This is a genomic window from Klebsiella michiganensis (genome assembly GCA_000963575.1).
GTDB classification, from domain to species: Bacteria; Pseudomonadota; Gammaproteobacteria; order Enterobacterales; family Enterobacteriaceae; genus Cedecea; species Cedecea michiganensis_A.
Map to the genome: position 1 here is coordinate 1,925,415 of CP011077.1, position 15,234 is coordinate 1,940,648.

The window sequence follows — 15,234 nt, forward strand, 5'->3', positions numbered from 1 at the left end:
GGTGCCGCATTAGCACTGCATCCTTATCGCCTCAATAACCTGATAACCAGCCAGGTGCTTCCCGCGACGGCGCACAGCAGGCCGAGCACGGGAAAAAATGGGACGCCAAATAGCGTCCAGTTCAGCCCGAACAGCCACGGCGTGACCACGCTAGTCAGGGCGGCCAAAACAATCGCCAGCGCCAGCGTGGAGGCCGCACGTTCAAGCGACTTTCCTAGCTGGTTAATATTCTCCACGTTGATGTCCGCGTGCAATTTGCCGTGGCGCAGCCTTTGCATCACCAGGCGCAGAGTCTGTGGAAGTACATCGCCACCTTCCAGAAGCCGGTTGCCAAGTTTTAGCAGGCGTCTACGGCTCCCGAGGCGGGTATAGCGTTTTAACATCTCCTTTTTAATCACCGGACGAAGAATATGGATGATGTCGAACTGCGGATCCATTCTCAGCAATACGCCGTCCGCGGTAATCAGCGCCTTAAATAACAGCACTAAATCGGGCGGTAGCGCCAGGCGGAATTCTCGGGCGGTGGAAAGCATGTCGGTCAGCGCTTTGCCCAGCTGCAGCGGGAGGTTACCCTGTTTTTGCAGGAAATAGCTGGCCGCCAGCTCCAGTTCAGTAAGATCCAACGCATCCTGGCCGCTCCATGTGATAAGGGCATCGACAATGCCGCTGGCGTCACGTTCGCTGATGGCATAAATCAGCGATAACAGCTCATCGCGCCGCTCCTGGCTCAGGCTTCCAACCATGCCGAAATCAATAAAGCCGACCCGGTTGCCAGCCAGCGCCATGACGTTGCCGGGATGGGGATCCGCGTGATAAGTCCGCAGTTCAAAAAGCATATTGATGAACGCCGTCGCACCTTTACGTGCGAGCAGCGGGCCGTCAAACCCGGCGGCGGCAAGCTGTGCGCCGTCAACCGGCGAAACGCCGGGCAAAAAAGCCTGCACCATTAGCGTGGGGTGACACCAGTCCCAATAAATCTTCGGGATGACGACATCGTCGGCGCCGGCGAAGAATTGATAAATCTTTTCCCCGTTGGCCGCTTCATGGCAAAAATCCAGCTCCTGATTCAGCGCATTTTCAAGGTAACGCACCAGCATCACCGGCTGAAAGCGAGCGAGCGCCGCACTCTGCTGGGCCAGGCTTTCCGCAAGATAACGCAGCAACCGCAGGTCGGCCTTGATCGTCGCCTCAATAGCGGGACGCTGAATTTTGACGATAACCTCGTCACCGTTTTTCAGTTTGGCCCGGTGAATTTGCGCTATCGAACCGCTGGCGAGCGGGGTTTCATCAAACACAGCGAAAACCTCAGCTGGCGCAGCCCCGAGCGCCGCAACTACCCACGGTTCAAGCTGTGACCAGGGCAGCGGGCTGGCGCCTGAATTTAACTGACTAAGCGCTTCTGTCCATGCGGGTTCAAGCAGGTCGCTGCGGGTGGAGAGGATTTGCCCCAGCTTAACGAACGTCGGGCCCAGTTCTTCAAGCGCCGCACACAGGCGTTGCGGCATCGGTAACGCATCATGTTGGCTGCCGCCGCGTATTTTGTTATGCAGCGAGGACAGGCCCAGCAAACGCACAATGTCCTGCAATCCATAGCGGAGAAAAACGCCGGTAATTTCCTGCAGCCTCGCGCGATCGCGGGCGGTGACCATAATCATTTTCAGCATCAGGCTAAGCTCCCTTTTCTTTATCAGGAGGATAGTTGATAAATCAGAAGAGGGAATTACGCCGCCGATTGTCTGAAAATTACTGGTACTAAGCGGCGTGAATTTCGCATTCAGTGCGCTTCCAATCACATAAATAGATATTTTCTATACATCTTTTCCCTTGCCCGGCTCAGGCGTTTTTCATCTTTGATATTTCCTTTTGCACCAGTGGCTTAAACAGCTCTTTTCGCCATCTGCAAGAGTTTCATGACGGTCTATCCTTAGTAAAGACGCCCAAAAAACCAGCGTTTCGCGAATACCCCTGTTTTCATAACGTTGTATTGATAATTGTTATCATTAACATAAGGGTATCGGCCTTCGGGCGCAGAGAATAATGAGGTGAAGAATGGATGTGCAAACCGGTTCCTTTGATCCCAATGATTTTGCCTGGCAAGGGCTGACCCTGACCCCGGCCGCCAGCGCGCATATTCGCGACCTGGCCGCAAAACAACCCGAGTTCAGGGGGATTCGCCTGAGCATCAAACAGACGGGCTGCGCGGGCTTTGGCTACGTGCTGGACACGGTAACCGAGCCGAAGCCGGACGATCTGGTCTATGAGTTCGACGGCGCGCGCCTGTGGGTGCCGCTCTCCGCCATGCCTTTTATCGACGGCACGGAAGTGGACTACGTGCGTGAAGGCCTGAATCAGATCTTTAAATTTAATAACCCGAAAGCGCAGCACGAGTGCGGCTGTGGCGAAAGCTTTGGGGTATAGGCGGTACTATGTCTCGTAATACTGAAGCAACTGACGATGTCAAAACCTGGACCGGCAACCTCAATTATAAAGAGGGCTTCTTCACTGAGCTGCAAACTGAGCAACTGGCGAAGGGCATAAATGAAGAGGTGGTTCGGGCGATTTCTGCCCGTCGTAACGAACCCGAATGGATGCTGGAGTTTCGTCTCAACGCCTTCCATGCCTGGTTAAAAATGGAAGAGCCTCACTGGCTAAAAGCGAATTACGACAAACTGAATTATCAGGATTACAGCTATTATTCCGCGCCTTCATGCGGGAGCTGCGACGACACCTGTGCCTCACAGCCCGGCGCGGTGCAGCAGCCCCCTAACGCCTTTCTGACTAACGAAGTCGAAGACGCGTTTCAGCAACTGGGTGTGCCGGTGCGGGAAGGTAGCGAAGTGGCGGTTGATGCTATTTTTGACTCCGTTTCTGTGGCAACCACTTACCGTGAAAAACTCTCCGAGCAGGGTATTATCTTCTGTTCCTTCGGCGAGGCGATTCACGATTACCCGGAGCTGGTCAAAAAATATCTGGGTACCGTCGTGCCGTCCAACGACAACTTCTTTGCCGCGCTTAACGCCGCGGTTGCCTCCGACGGCACCTTTATCTACATCCCGAAAGGCGTACGTTGCCCGATGGAACTGTCCACCTATTTTCGCATCAACGCGGAAAAAACAGGCCAGTTCGAACGCACTATTTTAGTGGCGGATGAAGGCAGCTACGTGAGCTACATCGAAGGCTGCTCCGCGCCGGTACGCGACAGCTATCAGCTGCACGCCGCGGTGGTGGAGGTCATTATCCACCGCGATGCGGAAGTGAAGTACTCCACGGTGCAAAACTGGTTCCCGGGGGATAACAACACCGGCGGCATCCTGAACTTCGTCACCAAACGCGCCCTGTGCGAAGGTGAGAACAGCAAGATGTCCTGGACGCAGTCGGAAACCGGCTCCGCCATCACCTGGAAATACCCAAGCGTGATCCTGCGTGGCGATAACTCCATCGGCGAGTTCTTCTCCGTGGCGTTGACCTCCGGCCATCAGCAGGCGGACACCGGCACCAAAATGATCCACATCGGCAAGAACACCAAATCGACGATCATTTCGAAAGGGATCTCCGCCGGTCATAGCCAGAACAGCTATCGTGGTCTGGTGAAAATCATGCCGACCGCAACCAACGCCCGTAACTTCACCCAGTGCGACTCGATGTTGATCGGGCCGGACAGCGGGGCGCACACCTTCCCGTACGTGGAGTGTCGCAACAATACGGCACAGCTCGAGCACGAAGCTACCACGTCACGTATTGGTGAAGACCAGCTGTTCTACTGCCTGCAGCGTGGCATCAGCGAAGACGACGCCATCTCGATGATCGTCAACGGGTTCTGCAAAGACGTGTTCTCAGAGTTACCGCTCGAATTCGCGGTGGAAGCACAAAAATTATTAGCCATCAGCCTCGAACACAGCGTCGGTTAAGGATTAAGGGAAAACTATGTTAAGCATTAAAGATTTACAGGTCAGCGTTGAGGATAAAGAGATCCTGCGTGGCTTAAACCTCGAAGTGAAGCCGGGCGAAGTCCACGCCATCATGGGGCCAAACGGCTCCGGCAAAAGTACCTTATCCGCCACGCTTGCCGGGCGCGAAGACTATGCCGTGACCGGCGGTTCAGTTCAGTTCAAGGGCAAAGATTTGCTGGAACTGTCGCCGGAAGACCGCTCCGGCGAAGGTATTTTTATGGCTTTTCAGTACCCGGTGGAAATTCCCGGCGTCAGCAACCAGTTCTTCCTGCAAACCGCGCTGAACGCGGTGCGGGAATACCGTGGCCTCGAGTCGCTGGACCGCTTTGATTTTCAGGACCTGATGGAAGAGAAAATCAAGCTGCTGCAAATGCCCGAAGATTTGCTGACCCGCTCGGTGAACGTCGGCTTCTCCGGCGGTGAGAAAAAGCGCAACGACATCCTGCAAATGGCGGTACTGGAGCCGGAACTGTGCATCCTCGATGAAACCGACTCCGGGCTGGATATCGATGCCCTGAAGATTGTGGCCGAGGGCGTTAACTCGCTGCGCGACGGGAAACGTTCATTTATCGTGGTCACTCACTACCAGCGTATTCTCGACTACATCAAGCCGGACTTTGTTCACGTGCTGTATCAGGGGCGCATCGTTAAATCTGGCGATTTCAGCCTGGTGAAACAACTGGAGGAGCAGGGTTATGGCTGGCTTACCGAACAGCAGTAACGGCAATGCGCTCCAGCAGTGGCATCATCTGTTTGAGGCTCAGGGAACCGGCCGCTCACAGGTGGCTCAGCAGCACATGCAGCAGCTCCTGCGCCTCGGGTTGCCGACGCGCAAGCATGAAAACTGGAAGTACACGCCGCTCGACGGGTTGCTGAACAACCAGTTTGTACTGGCGCCTTCGTCGCCTTTAAGTGCCCAACAGCGTGACGAACTCGCCCTGCCGGTAGACGCGCTGCGGCTGGTGTTTGTTGACGGGCGTTTCAGCGCCGAACTGAGTGATGACATCGCCGGCAGCGGCTTTGTGATTAGCATTGACGATAACCGCCAGACGTTGCCCGCGCCGGTTCAGGGCGAAGTGTTCCTGCACCTGACCGAAAGCTTGGCGGAGACCGTGACGCATATCCGCGTGGCGCGTAACACGCAGCCTGAAAAAACGCTGCTGTTGATGCACGTCACGCGCGGCAGCGCAGCGCAGGAGATGACGACCGCCCATTACCGCCACCACCTGATCCTTGAGCAGGGCGCGCAGGCCACGGTGATTGAGCACTTCGTCAGTCTTGACGATGCGGCGCATTTTACCGGCTCGCGGTTTACCGCCGAAGTGGCGGCCAACGCGCAGCTTAGCCACTACAAGCTGGCGTTTGAAAATGCCGCCAGCTATCACTTTGCGCACAACGATCTGCTGATTGAGCAGGACTCAACGGTGAACAGCAACAGCTTCCTGTTGGGGGCCGCGGTGCTTCGCCACAATACCAGCACGCAGCTTAACGGCGAAAATAACCAGCTGCACATCAACAGCCTGGCGCTGCCGGTAAATAATGAAGTGTGCGACACCCGAACCTGGCTTGAGCACAACAAGGGCTATTGCAACAGCCGCCAGCTGCATAAAACCATCGTGCGTGATAAAGGCCGGGCGGTGTTTAACGGCATGATTAAAGTTGCCCAGCACGCGATCAAAACCGACGGGCAGATGACCAACAACAACCTGTTGCTTGGCCGTCTGGCGGAAGTGGACACCAAGCCACAGCTTGAAATCTACGCCGATGACGTGAAGTGCAGCCATGGCGCGACCATTGGACGGATTGACGACGAGCAGATGTTCTACCTGCGCTCTCGCGGCATCAGCGAACAGGCTGCTCAGCAGATGATAATCTTCGCCTTTGCCGCAGAGCTTACCGAAAGTATTCGCGACGAGGCCTTAAAAGAGCAGGTGCTGGCGCGTATCGCTCAGCGCTTTGCAGGGGGCGAGGCATGAGTTTTTCTATTGAGCAGGTCAGGGCGGATTTCCCCATTCTGAGCCGTGAGGTCAACGGGCAGCCGCTGGCCTACCTGGACAGCGCGGCCAGCGCGCAGAAGCCTCAGGTTGTCATTGACGCTGAGCTTGAGTTTTATCGCCATGGTTATGCCGCAGTGCACCGGGGCATTCATACCCTGAGCGCGGAAGCGACCACGCTGATGGAAAACGTGCGCAGCCAGGCGGCACGTTTCATCAACGCCGCTAAGCCGGAAGAAATTGTCTTTGTGCGTGGCACCACCGAGGGGATAAACCTCGTGGCCAACAGCTGGGGCAACGCTAACGTGCAGGCCGGGGATAACATCATCATCAGCGCCATGGAACACCACGCGAACATCGTGCCGTGGCAGATGCTGTGTGAGCGTACCGGCGCGGAGCTACGCGTTATCCCGCTAAACCAGGACGGCACCCTGCAGCTTGATGTCTTCCCGACGCTAATTGACGACCGCACGAAACTGCTGGCGATTGCCCACGTTTCTAACGTGCTTGGCACTGAAAACCCGGTGAAGGAGATGATTGCCACCGCGCATAAGTCGGGCGTCAAAGTGCTGGTGGACGGCGCTCAGGCCGTGATGCACCACGTCACGGATGTTACGGCGCTGGACTGCGATTTTTATCTTTTCTCCGGGCACAAGATCTATGGCCCAACGGGGATTGGCGTGTTGTATGCGAGGGAAAGCATCCTGCAGGATATGCCGCCGTGGGAAGGCGGTGGCTCGATGATTGCTACCGTCAGCCTGAACGCAGGTACGACTTACGCCGCAGCCCCGTGGCGCTTTGAAGCCGGAACGCCGAACACGGCTGGCATCATTGGCCTTGGTGCCGCGCTGAGCTACGTTGAAGGGCTGGGCATGGAGGCGATTGGCGAATATGAGCGTTCCCTGATGCATTATGCTCAAAACGCGCTGCAGGCCGTGCCTGATTTGACCGTATATGGCCCGGCAGAGCGCCGTGGCGTGCTGGCATTTAATCTCGGTAAGCACCATGCCTATGACGTCGGCAGCTTCCTCGACAACTACGGGATTGCGGTACGCACCGGGCACCATTGTGCCATGCCGCTGATGGCGTTCTACAGCGTGCCGGCCATGTGCCGGGCCTCTTTTGCCATGTACAATACCGAACAAGAAGTGGATCGCCTGGTCGCCGGCCTGCAGCGTATCCACAGCCTGTTAGGATAACGGAGACGGTCATGGCCACGCTGCCGGATAAAGACAAACTGCTAAAAAACTTCAGCCGCTGTGCGAACTGGGAAGAGAAGTATCTCTACATTATTGAACTGGGCGGCCGCCTGCCCGAGCTGGCGGCGGAAAAGCACCAGCCGGAGCATATTATCCAGGGCTGCCAAAGCCAGGTATGGATAGTTATGCACCAGCAGCCCGACGGCGTAATTACGCTTGAAGGCGACAGCGATGCCGCTATTGTTAAGGGGCTGATCGCCATCGTGTTTATTCTCTATCAGCAGATGACGCCCCAGGATATCGTGGCGTTTGATGTGCGCCCGTGGTTTGAAAAAATGGCGCTCACTCAGCATCTGACCCCGTCCCGCTCTCAGGGGCTGGAAGCGATGATTCGCGCAATTCGCAACCAAGCCTCCAATCTGATTTAAGTTAGCTAAACTTACTCATACCTATGGTCCTGTTTTGCGAGGCGGTTTTCTGCCTCGCTTGTCTTTCAGCCTGCTGGTGCCCGCCAGCGCGACTACAGGAATAAAAAGTATGAAATACGCGTCTTTACTCACACTAGCCATTATCGGCGCCCTGAGCGCCATTCGGCCCGCTTTAGCCCTTGATTATCCCTTACCGCCGGAAGGCAGCCGCCTGATTGGTCAAAACCAGACTTATACCGTTCAGGAAGGGGATCGTAACCTGCAGGCCATTGCCCGACGTTTTGACACCGGTGCGATGCTGTTGCTGGAGGCTAACAACACTATTGCGCCGGTGCCTAAACCAGGCACGGTGCTGACCATCCCCAGCCAGCTTCTGCTACCGGACGTGCCGCGCGAGGGCATTGTGGTGAATCTCGCTGAGCTGCGGCTGTATTACTTCCCTCCGGGCCAAAACATCGTACAGGTTTACCCGATTGGCATTGGCCTGCAGGGGCTGGAGACGCCGCTGATGACCACCAGGATTGGGCAAAAGATCCCGAACCCAACCTGGACACCAACCGCCGGTATTCGCCAGCGCTCCCTCGAGAAGGGGATCAAGCTGCCGCCTGTCGTGCCTGCCGGGCCGAATAACCCGCTCGGCCGGTTTGCCATGCGGCTGGCCTACGGCAACGGCGAATACCTGATCCACGGCACCAGCGCGCCGGACAGCGTGGGGCTGCGCGTCAGCTCGGGCTGTATCAGGATGAACGCCCCCGACATTAAAGCGCTGTTTGAGCAAGCGAGAACCGGCACGCCGGTGCGGGTGATTAACGATCCGGTTAAATTCTCTGTCGAGCCAAACGGCGTTCGCTACGTTGAAGTCCATCGGCCGCTTTCTCAGGATGAACAGCAGAATACGCAAACCATGCCTTATGTGTTGCCCGCCGGGTTTAGCGAGTTCCGGGCCGCAAACGGCGTAGAGAAGGGGTTAGTGGAGAAGGCGCTCTACAGACGCGCAGGTTATCCCGTTGTGGTATCTGCGGGTCAAACGCCTGCGGCAACGGCGGCGGTGCAGTCGGCCAGTAACGGAATGGTGAATGCTGAAGAGGCCACGAGCGCTACGCAGTAGCGGGTGGGGGTAAATGACAGGCAAAAAAAATGGCGCACATTGTGCGCCATTTTATACCAGTGACTCTTACTTACGGTAAGAGTGAGCCTGGTTGTCCAGACGCTGGTTAGCGCGAGCGGCGTCGTCTTTAGCAGCCTGAACGTCAGAACGCACTGCGTTCACGTCGTTGCTCAGCTGATCAACTTTAGCGTTCAGAGTCTGAACGTCAGAAGACAGTTGATCGATTTTAGCGTTAGAAGAACAACCTGCCAGCATAGTAGAAGCCAGGATTACCGCGCCCAGTACCAGTTTAGTACGATTCATTATTAATACCCTCTAGATTGAGTTAATCTCCATGTAGCGTTACAAGTATTACACAAACTTTTTTGTGATGAGAATAATTTTTTGTCGGGAATACCCTTAAATTTGATCGTTCGCTCAAAGAAGCACCGAACGGAGACGGAAAGTTAAAAAAAAGAGAGAAAACAGGGGAATTTCATCGGATTCATCTTAATTAAGAGTTAGCTTAAATAGTAAAATCCGATTTGCATTTTTATTAAGATCTGCCAGCAAGTGATATAAAAAAAGCGCCCTAAGGCGCTTTTTTGTTAATTAAACTTGTTAACAAGTCAATTACAGAACATGTACTGACGCGGTGTTAGTGGTGCCGCTTGGGACCAGTGCACCGGAAACCATCACCACGATGTCGCCCTTACGTGCCAGGCCGCTTTCCAGAGCAACTTCTTTACCCAGACGGTAGAAGTCGTCGGTGGAGGCGATTTCTTTCACCATCTGCGGCACAACGCCTTTGCTCAGCACCAGCTGACGCGCGGTCACTTCGTTGGTGGTCAGCGCCAGAATGGTAGCGTTCGGGAAGTACTTACGCACGGCTTTAGCGGATTTACCACCCTGGGTTGCAACCACGATCAGCGGTGCTTCCAGTTTTTCGGCGGTTTCAACGGCACCACGGCAAACGGCTTCGGTGATGCGCAGTTTACGGCTGTCGTTGTTGTTGTCCAGACGGCTGGTCATCACGCGGTCGGTACGCTCGCAGATGGTTGCCATGATGGTCACAGCTTCCAGCGGGTATTTACCTTTTGCAGACTCACCGGACAGCATAACTGCGTCGGTGCCGTCGATGATGGCGTTAGCAACGTCACCGGCTTCCGCACGGGTAGGGCGCGGGTTTTTGATCATCGAGTCGAGCATCTGGGTTGCGGTGATAACCACTTTGCGTGCGCGAACGCATTTCTCGATCATCATCTTCTGCGCGAAGATAACTTCTTCAACCGGGATTTCAACGCCCAGGTCGCCACGAGCAACCATGATGCCGTCAGAGGCTTCGAGGATTTCGTCGAAGTTGTTCAGGCCTTCCTGGTTTTCGATTTTGGAGATGATCTGGATCTTCTCGCCGCCGTGGGCTTTCAGGTGCTCACGGATTTCAACCACGTCAGAACGCTTACGGATGAAGGACGCTGCCACGAAGTCAACGCCTTGCTCACAGCCGAAGATCAGATCCTGTTTGTCTTTCTCAGCCAGCGCTGGCAGCGCGATGGACACGCCCGGCAGGTTAACGCCTTTGTTCTCACCGAGATCGCCGTTGTTCAGCACTTTACAGATAACTTTGTTGCCTTCGATGGCGGTAACTTCCATGCCGATCAGGCCATCGTCAACCAGGACTGTGTTGCCAACGGTCAGGTCATTGGTGAAACCTTCGTAGGTGACTGCAACAATTTCGCTGTTGCCGACAACGGATTTGTCGGTAGTGAATGTAAAGGTCTGGCCCGCTTTCAGGGAAACGTCGTTACCGCCTTCCAGCTTGATAGTACGGATTTCTGGCCCTTTGGTGTCCAGCAGGATAGCGGCTTTCTTACCGGTTTTAGCGACGACATTGCGCAGGTTCTTGATGCGCTGACCGTGTTCTTCATAGTCACCGTGGGAGAAGTTCAGACGCATAACGTTCATGCCCGCGTCGAGCATTTTTGTCAGCATCTCTTCGGATTCGGTTTTTGGACCGATGGTGCAAACGATTTTAGTCTTTTTCATGACAGTCTTATCTATAAGTTGAGGAGGATTGTTGAAACTCGGTTCCGGGAGGCAGGGCTACCGGAGCTTAAAAGAATACTGTGGTGTTGAAAGTGGCACCTGGTAAGGATAGGTGACAGAAATAAAGCGTGCAGAGGAAAGTGTGCTTGTGGTTCAGCAGGGGAAGGCGTTAGACAATGTTGTTGTATAAAAAAGGAGTCCAATGAGCTGAAACCATTCAAGTTAAGAACGGGCGTAGTATAGATAAATCTGGCTGGAAAAGGAATCAAAACCGTTGATTCAGCGACGGAGTGCACAGTTTTACAGCGAGTTGTTATCAGGGCGTTGCCAGATGTTTGAGAGTTTTAAGAGATGATGAAAATAAGAATGAATGGTGCGTTCAATTGGACTCGAACCAACGACCCCCACCATGTCAAGGTGGTGCTCTAACCAACTGAGCTATGAACGCACTGAATATGAAAGACAAAACAATAACAAGTTGAATTAATTACTGTTTTAGCTTCTAAAGCAAGAAGTGACAACATTATGACGGGCGATGCGAACGTTGACAAGCCCTGTTTATACTGTCTGATGAATGTTTGAGCTCTTTATTGCTTGTTCTGGCTGGCTTTTCAATCTGGAGGCTGATAAAACCGTTTTCTCACCGATGTTCAGGGGCATGTTCATGATTACCATTATTGGCGCTGGCGTGGCCGGGCCGCTGCTGGCTTATATGCTGCATCGCGCGGGCATCGCGGTTTGCGTTCTTGAAGCCGATGCGTCTCTGGATTCTCGTCATCAGGGGGGAATGCTCAACCTGAATGAAGGCACGGGTAAACCTGCACTTCGCGCTGCGGGCTTATTTGAAGCCGCAATGGCGCTGGTGCTACCGGGGGCGGATGCTACCCTGATGCGCGATGAAAAGGGGCATGTCCTGTATCAGGATGAAGGCGATGGCTCCCGTCCGGAAATTGACCGGGGGGCGCTGCGCAGACTGGTGGTAGAGGCATTGCCTGCCGGGATCATCCGCTGGAACAGTCGGGTCACGTCCATCGAACCACAGGGCACGGGATTTCATCTCACGCTGGGGGACGGGAGCACGCACGTTGGCGAGGCTTTGGTGGGGGCCGACGGCGCCTGGTCGAAAGTCAGGCCGTTGTTAACGGCACAGAAGCCGCTTTATTCCGGGATTACCTTTGTTGAACTGCGCTACCGGAACGTAAGCCAGCAATATCCAGCGGTGAAAGCGCTGGTGGGCAATGGCTCGTTGTTCGCTCTGAGTAAAGGCCGGGGCATCATGGCGCACTGTGAACCCGGCGACAAGATTTCAGCCTATGCCGCAATTCCTGTGCCGGAAGCGCAATCGCGCGGAGCCTTTACTCGCGATGAACTGGTGGAATGCTTCAGAGGCTGGGGGGAATGCTATCGCGAGATGCTGGCGAAAAGTGAAGGGCCACTGATTGCCAGGCCTGTTGGTGTATTACCCACCGGAGAATTTTGGTCGGCAGAGGGGAATGTGACCCTGATTGGCGATGCCGCGCATGTCATGTCGCCTTTTGCCGGGGAGGGAGTGAATCTGGCCATGGCGGATGCGGTCGATCTCGCTCAGGCGATTATTGCTCAACCCGCCAGTCTCGCCGTCGCCTTCAGGCAATACCAGGAGGCGATGGCTGCGCGAACCGTGCACTTTCAGCAGGAGTCCGCCGCGAATTTTGCCATGGGGTTTGCGGCCGATGCGCCCCGGGAACTGCTGGCTTTGTTCACCGGATTAGCATCGCAGGCCCCGGGGCGGTAATCCCCAAAATTACCCCGCGGGATGTTGTTAATAGTCCAGGTACTCCACCAGGCGGTCGATAAACAGCCTGACTTTAGCCGCCAGATGTTTTCGATTAGGGTACACCACGTTGACACTCAGAGGCGTGCCGCATAATTCAGGCAGCACCGGCACCAGTTTGCCCTCTGCGACATATTGGGCAACGAGAAACGCGGGCAGAAAAGCAATGCCTAAGCCTTCAACGGCGGCGGCACAAATGGCTTCTCCGCTGTCGAAGCGGATCCTGCTGTGCCCTTCAATCACCACGCTTTCATTGCTGATCGTAAACAGCGTCCAGTCTGCGGTTTGCGGGCTCAGGCCGTAAACCAGTCGCTGATGCAGGGGAAGGTCTGCCGGTACAGCCGGAGTGCCTGTTTCTGCAAGATAGGCCGGCGAAGCAAACAGATGAGGGCGGATACGCTGCACGGGGCGCGCAACAAGTTGTGAATCTTTCGGTAAGTCACCCAGTCGGATGCTAAGGTCGAACCCCTCCGTCACCAGGTCCACCACGCGGTCGGTGAAACTGACTTCAATATTAAGCCCCGGCCAGGCGGCCATGATGTGCTTCAGAAAAGGCAACAGCACGACTTTGCCCCATGTTTCCGGCACGCTGAGCCGGAGCACTCCGCTGGGGCTGGAAAAATTCTGCCGCACGCTGGCTTCTGCGTCTTCAATATCCTGCAAAATCTGAACACAGCGTTCATAAAAACCGTAGCCGTCGCGGGTCAGGGCGACGCGCCGCGTTGTCCGGTTAAATAGCCGTGTTTCCAGCTGTGCCTCAAGGCGTGCAATTGCTTTACCGGCGGCTGAACGGGTTAATCCGAGGGCTTTGCCGCCGGCGACAAAGCTCCCGCCTTCTGCGATGGCCACGAAAATACGCAGGCCGCCTAGATCGAGTTCGGAATGGTTTTTAGCGCCTGAGCGGATTGGCATTGGAGAACCTATTTCGTCAAATGATTAAGCATAATCTTTTTTGTTTAATCAAAGTAGACAATGGAGAACGAAATGCTTCCTGATAACGCGCAGGCCGCCCTGGCCGGCTGGATAAAAGCCGCTGAACCGGTTGTGCAGAAGGTGTATGGCCAGTCTGATACAGACTGGAAAGATGTTCGGGCGGACTACGTCCAGCAGCTTGATAAGCTGTTCCCGGCCGGAGAAGGCATAGCCTTTGCCGATGTCGGCCTGGGTGGCGTTCGCGCTATGTCGGTCACGCCGGAGGATGTTATTGACGGCCGGATCATGCTGTATATCCACGGTGGGGGCTACGTTCACGGTGGGGTTGAAGCCTACCGGGGGTTGACCGGGCGTTATGCCCGTGCGCTGAAAGCTAAAGTGTATGTGGTTGATTATCGCCAGGCGCCGGAGTTTCCGTTCCCGACGCCGATCGATGATGTATTCCAGGCCTACCGCACCTTGCTTGAGCAGGGCGCAAACCCGCGCTCGCTGATGATCTCGGGGGATTCTGCCGGTGGCGCGATGGTTGTCACGCTGATGCGTAAAGCTCGTAATGCGGGTCTTGCCTTACCCGCTGCCGCAGTGGCTATTTCGCCGTGGGCTAACTTAACGCACAGCGGCGCATCTGCATCGGTTCGCGATGGGCTGGATCCTCTATGTAGCGTGGCGTTCCTGAACCAACTGGCCCGAAGTTTTCTGGCCGGAGAGCTGCCCACGCATCCGGATGTATCTCCGGTCTTTGCCGATGTACACGGGCTTTCTCCGACCTTGATACAGATTGGCGAAAATGAGGTGATGCTGAGCGATGCTATTCGCCTTGCGTCCCACATGAGCGAAAGCCGGGTTCGCACCACGCTGGAAGTTTGGCCGGAAATGTTCCACGTCTGGCATTTGTTTGCCGGAATATTACCGGAGGCAGACCAGGCCTTGAGAAACGCGATAAGATTTCTTGAAGATGCGCTAAACCCGATCGACATCGGGTGAGATAAAAATCATTCAACTGCCGGCGTGCGCGCCGGTAAATAATTGGGAGAAACAGTCGTGTCGGACAGAGAAATTATCGTGCCGTCGGCCATGCAGGCTTTGGCTGAGCGGGCAGGGTATGCGCCTGCGGTGGTGGCGGGAAACACTGTTTATTGCGCCGGGCAAGTGGGGCGGACGCCCGATTTACAGGCGATCGCTGACCCAAAGGCACAATTTATGGCCTGTTGGGAAAACCTGCGTCTGGTTCTGCAGGCAGCGGGCTGCCGCTTTGAAGATGTCGTGGAGATGACGACCTACCACGTCAACATGAAGGAACACATGGATGTTTTTCGCGAGGTGAAAGACGCTGTATTCCCAAGAGGGCACTGCGCCTGGACCTGTATCGGCGTGTCTGAACTGGCCCACCCGGGGCTGCTGGTAGAAGTGAAATGCATTGCCGTGAGAAGAACGGCGTAGCATAAAAAAACCGGCTGAATAAGCCGGTTTTTTTATCAGATTTTGCAGGCGTCGCCGCAGTCATCATCGGCCACAACGGCCTGAGCCTTTTTGTCTGCGTCTTCCTGGCGCTCGGCGTTGCGCGCTTCGGCTTCATCTAACCCGGAAAACACCAGATTATCGAGATCGATTTCCATAAGTCACCTGTCGTGGTTTAGTGAATAACTCGCTTTATGATATGCAACCTTTCCGGCTTTCGCATCCCAAAACACCGCCTGACGCTCAAAACGCTAAAAATGACGTTTTTTTCGCTACAGCATTAGGTGCAAAAAACAGTGCGGGAATTTATCAGGTTGAAGAAAAGC

General features: G+C 55.1%; 14 protein-coding genes and 1 tRNA gene. 10 read left to right on the plus strand and 5 right to left on the minus strand.

The window, feature by feature from the left end:
- Positions 1-23 precede the first annotated feature (23 nt).
- On the minus strand, positions 24-1,664 hold the full coding sequence (locus VW41_09140; protein AJZ89190.1) for an ABC transporter: 1,641 nt from the start codon (positions 1,662-1,664) through the stop codon (positions 24-26).
- 385 nt (positions 1,665-2,049) lie between these two features.
- On the opposite strand from VW41_09140, the gene sufA reads away from it, so the two are divergent.
- From sufA to VW41_09175, 7 genes are all read left to right on the plus strand, one after another.
- The gene (sufA, locus tag VW41_09145; GenBank protein AJZ89191.1) at positions 2,050-2,418 is read left to right on the plus strand and encodes an iron-sulfur cluster assembly scaffold protein; all 369 of its coding nucleotides are present in this window, start codon (positions 2,050-2,052) and stop codon (positions 2,416-2,418) included.
- A gap of 8 nt (positions 2,419-2,426) precedes the next feature.
- A complete protein-coding gene (locus VW41_09150; GenBank protein ID AJZ89192.1) occupies positions 2,427-3,908 on the plus strand; it encodes a cysteine desulfurase in 1,482 nt (493 codons plus the stop codon).
- Between the two features lie 16 nt (positions 3,909-3,924).
- Positions 3,925-4,671 (plus strand): cysteine desulfurase, encoded by a 747-nt coding sequence (gene sufC / locus VW41_09155; GenBank protein ID AJZ89193.1) that lies wholly within the window; start codon positions 3,925-3,927, stop codon positions 4,669-4,671.
- On the plus strand, positions 4,646-5,926 hold the full coding sequence (locus VW41_09160; protein AJZ89194.1) for a cysteine desulfurase: 1,281 nt from the start codon (positions 4,646-4,648) through the stop codon (positions 5,924-5,926). Before sufC ends, VW41_09160 begins: the two co-directional genes overlap by 26 nt.
- A complete protein-coding gene (locus VW41_09165) occupies positions 5,923-7,143 on the plus strand; it encodes a cysteine sulfinate desulfinase (protein ID AJZ89195.1) in 1,221 nt (406 codons plus the stop codon). The genes VW41_09160 and VW41_09165 overlap by 4 nt, the downstream gene beginning before the upstream one ends.
- Before the next feature lie 11 nt (positions 7,144-7,154).
- Complete coding sequence (locus tag VW41_09170) at positions 7,155-7,571, plus strand: cysteine desufuration protein SufE (protein AJZ89196.1); 417 nt, start codon at positions 7,155-7,157, stop codon at positions 7,569-7,571.
- 109 nt (positions 7,572-7,680) lie between these two features.
- Positions 7,681-8,679: a murein L,D-transpeptidase gene (locus tag VW41_09175; GenBank protein AJZ89197.1), complete on the plus strand. Its 999-nt coding sequence runs from the start codon at positions 7,681-7,683 to the stop codon at positions 8,677-8,679.
- A 66-nt stretch (positions 8,680-8,745) separates the two neighbouring features.
- On the opposite strand, the gene VW41_09180 is transcribed toward VW41_09175, so the two are convergent.
- From VW41_09180 to VW41_09190, 3 genes are all read right to left on the minus strand, one after another.
- Entirely contained in the window at positions 8,746-8,982 is a 237-nt protein-coding gene (locus VW41_09180) for a murein lipoprotein (protein AJZ89198.1), read from the minus strand.
- A 309-nt stretch (positions 8,983-9,291) separates the two neighbouring features.
- A complete protein-coding gene (locus tag VW41_09185) occupies positions 9,292-10,704 on the minus strand; it encodes a pyruvate kinase (protein AJZ89199.1) in 1,413 nt (470 codons plus the stop codon).
- A gap of 371 nt (positions 10,705-11,075) precedes the next feature.
- A tRNA-Val gene (locus tag VW41_09190) sits at positions 11,076-11,152 on the minus strand.
- A gap of 216 nt (positions 11,153-11,368) precedes the next feature.
- On the opposite strand from VW41_09190, the gene VW41_09195 reads away from it, so the two are divergent.
- Complete coding sequence (locus VW41_09195; GenBank protein AJZ91912.1) at positions 11,369-12,478, plus strand: hypothetical protein; 1,110 nt, start codon at positions 11,369-11,371, stop codon at positions 12,476-12,478.
- Positions 12,479-12,505: 27 nt separating this feature from the next.
- On the opposite strand, the gene VW41_09200 is transcribed toward VW41_09195, so the two are convergent.
- A complete protein-coding gene (locus tag VW41_09200) occupies positions 12,506-13,429 on the minus strand; it encodes a LysR family transcriptional regulator (protein AJZ89200.1) in 924 nt (307 codons plus the stop codon).
- A 72-nt stretch (positions 13,430-13,501) separates the two neighbouring features.
- Between VW41_09200 and VW41_09205 the strand changes: the two genes are divergently transcribed.
- Both VW41_09205 and VW41_09210 read left to right on the plus strand, forming a co-directional pair.
- Entirely contained in the window at positions 13,502-14,434 is a 933-nt protein-coding gene (locus VW41_09205; GenBank protein AJZ89201.1) for an esterase, read from the plus strand.
- Positions 14,435-14,491: 57 nt separating this feature from the next.
- Positions 14,492-14,890: an endoribonuclease L-PSP gene (locus VW41_09210; protein AJZ89202.1), complete on the plus strand. Its 399-nt coding sequence runs from the start codon at positions 14,492-14,494 to the stop codon at positions 14,888-14,890.
- Positions 14,891-15,234: the final 344 nt, after the last annotated feature.

Bases quoted from the DNA above. Each gene is read 5' to 3' on its own strand.
- VW41_09205 (AJZ89201.1), top strand. From the start codon at position 13,502: ATGCTTCCTGATAACGCGCAGGCCGCCCTGGCCGGCTGGATAAAAGCC.
- sufA (AJZ89191.1), top strand. From the start codon at position 2,050: ATGGATGTGCAAACCGGTTCCTTTGATCCCAATGATTTTGCCTGGCAA.
- VW41_09195 (AJZ91912.1), top strand. From the start codon at position 11,369: ATGATTACCATTATTGGCGCTGGCGTGGCCGGGCCGCTGCTGGCTTAT.
- VW41_09200 (AJZ89200.1), bottom strand. From the start codon at position 13,429: ATGCCAATCCGCTCAGGCGCTAAAAACCATTCCGAACTCGATCTAGGC.
- VW41_09150 (AJZ89192.1), top strand. From the start codon at position 2,427: ATGTCTCGTAATACTGAAGCAACTGACGATGTCAAAACCTGGACCGGC.
- sufC (AJZ89193.1), top strand. From the start codon at position 3,925: ATGTTAAGCATTAAAGATTTACAGGTCAGCGTTGAGGATAAAGAGATC.
- VW41_09185 (AJZ89199.1), bottom strand. From the start codon at position 10,704: ATGAAAAAGACTAAAATCGTTTGCACCATCGGTCCAAAAACCGAATCC.
- VW41_09175 (AJZ89197.1), top strand. From the start codon at position 7,681: ATGAAATACGCGTCTTTACTCACACTAGCCATTATCGGCGCCCTGAGC.
- VW41_09140 (AJZ89190.1), bottom strand. From the start codon at position 1,664: ATGCTGAAAATGATTATGGTCACCGCCCGCGATCGCGCGAGGCTGCAG.
- VW41_09170 (AJZ89196.1), top strand. From the start codon at position 7,155: ATGGCCACGCTGCCGGATAAAGACAAACTGCTAAAAAACTTCAGCCGC.
- VW41_09160 (AJZ89194.1), top strand. From the start codon at position 4,646: ATGGCTGGCTTACCGAACAGCAGTAACGGCAATGCGCTCCAGCAGTGG.
- VW41_09180 (AJZ89198.1), bottom strand. From the start codon at position 8,982: ATGAATCGTACTAAACTGGTACTGGGCGCGGTAATCCTGGCTTCTACT.
- VW41_09165 (AJZ89195.1), top strand. From the start codon at position 5,923: ATGAGTTTTTCTATTGAGCAGGTCAGGGCGGATTTCCCCATTCTGAGC.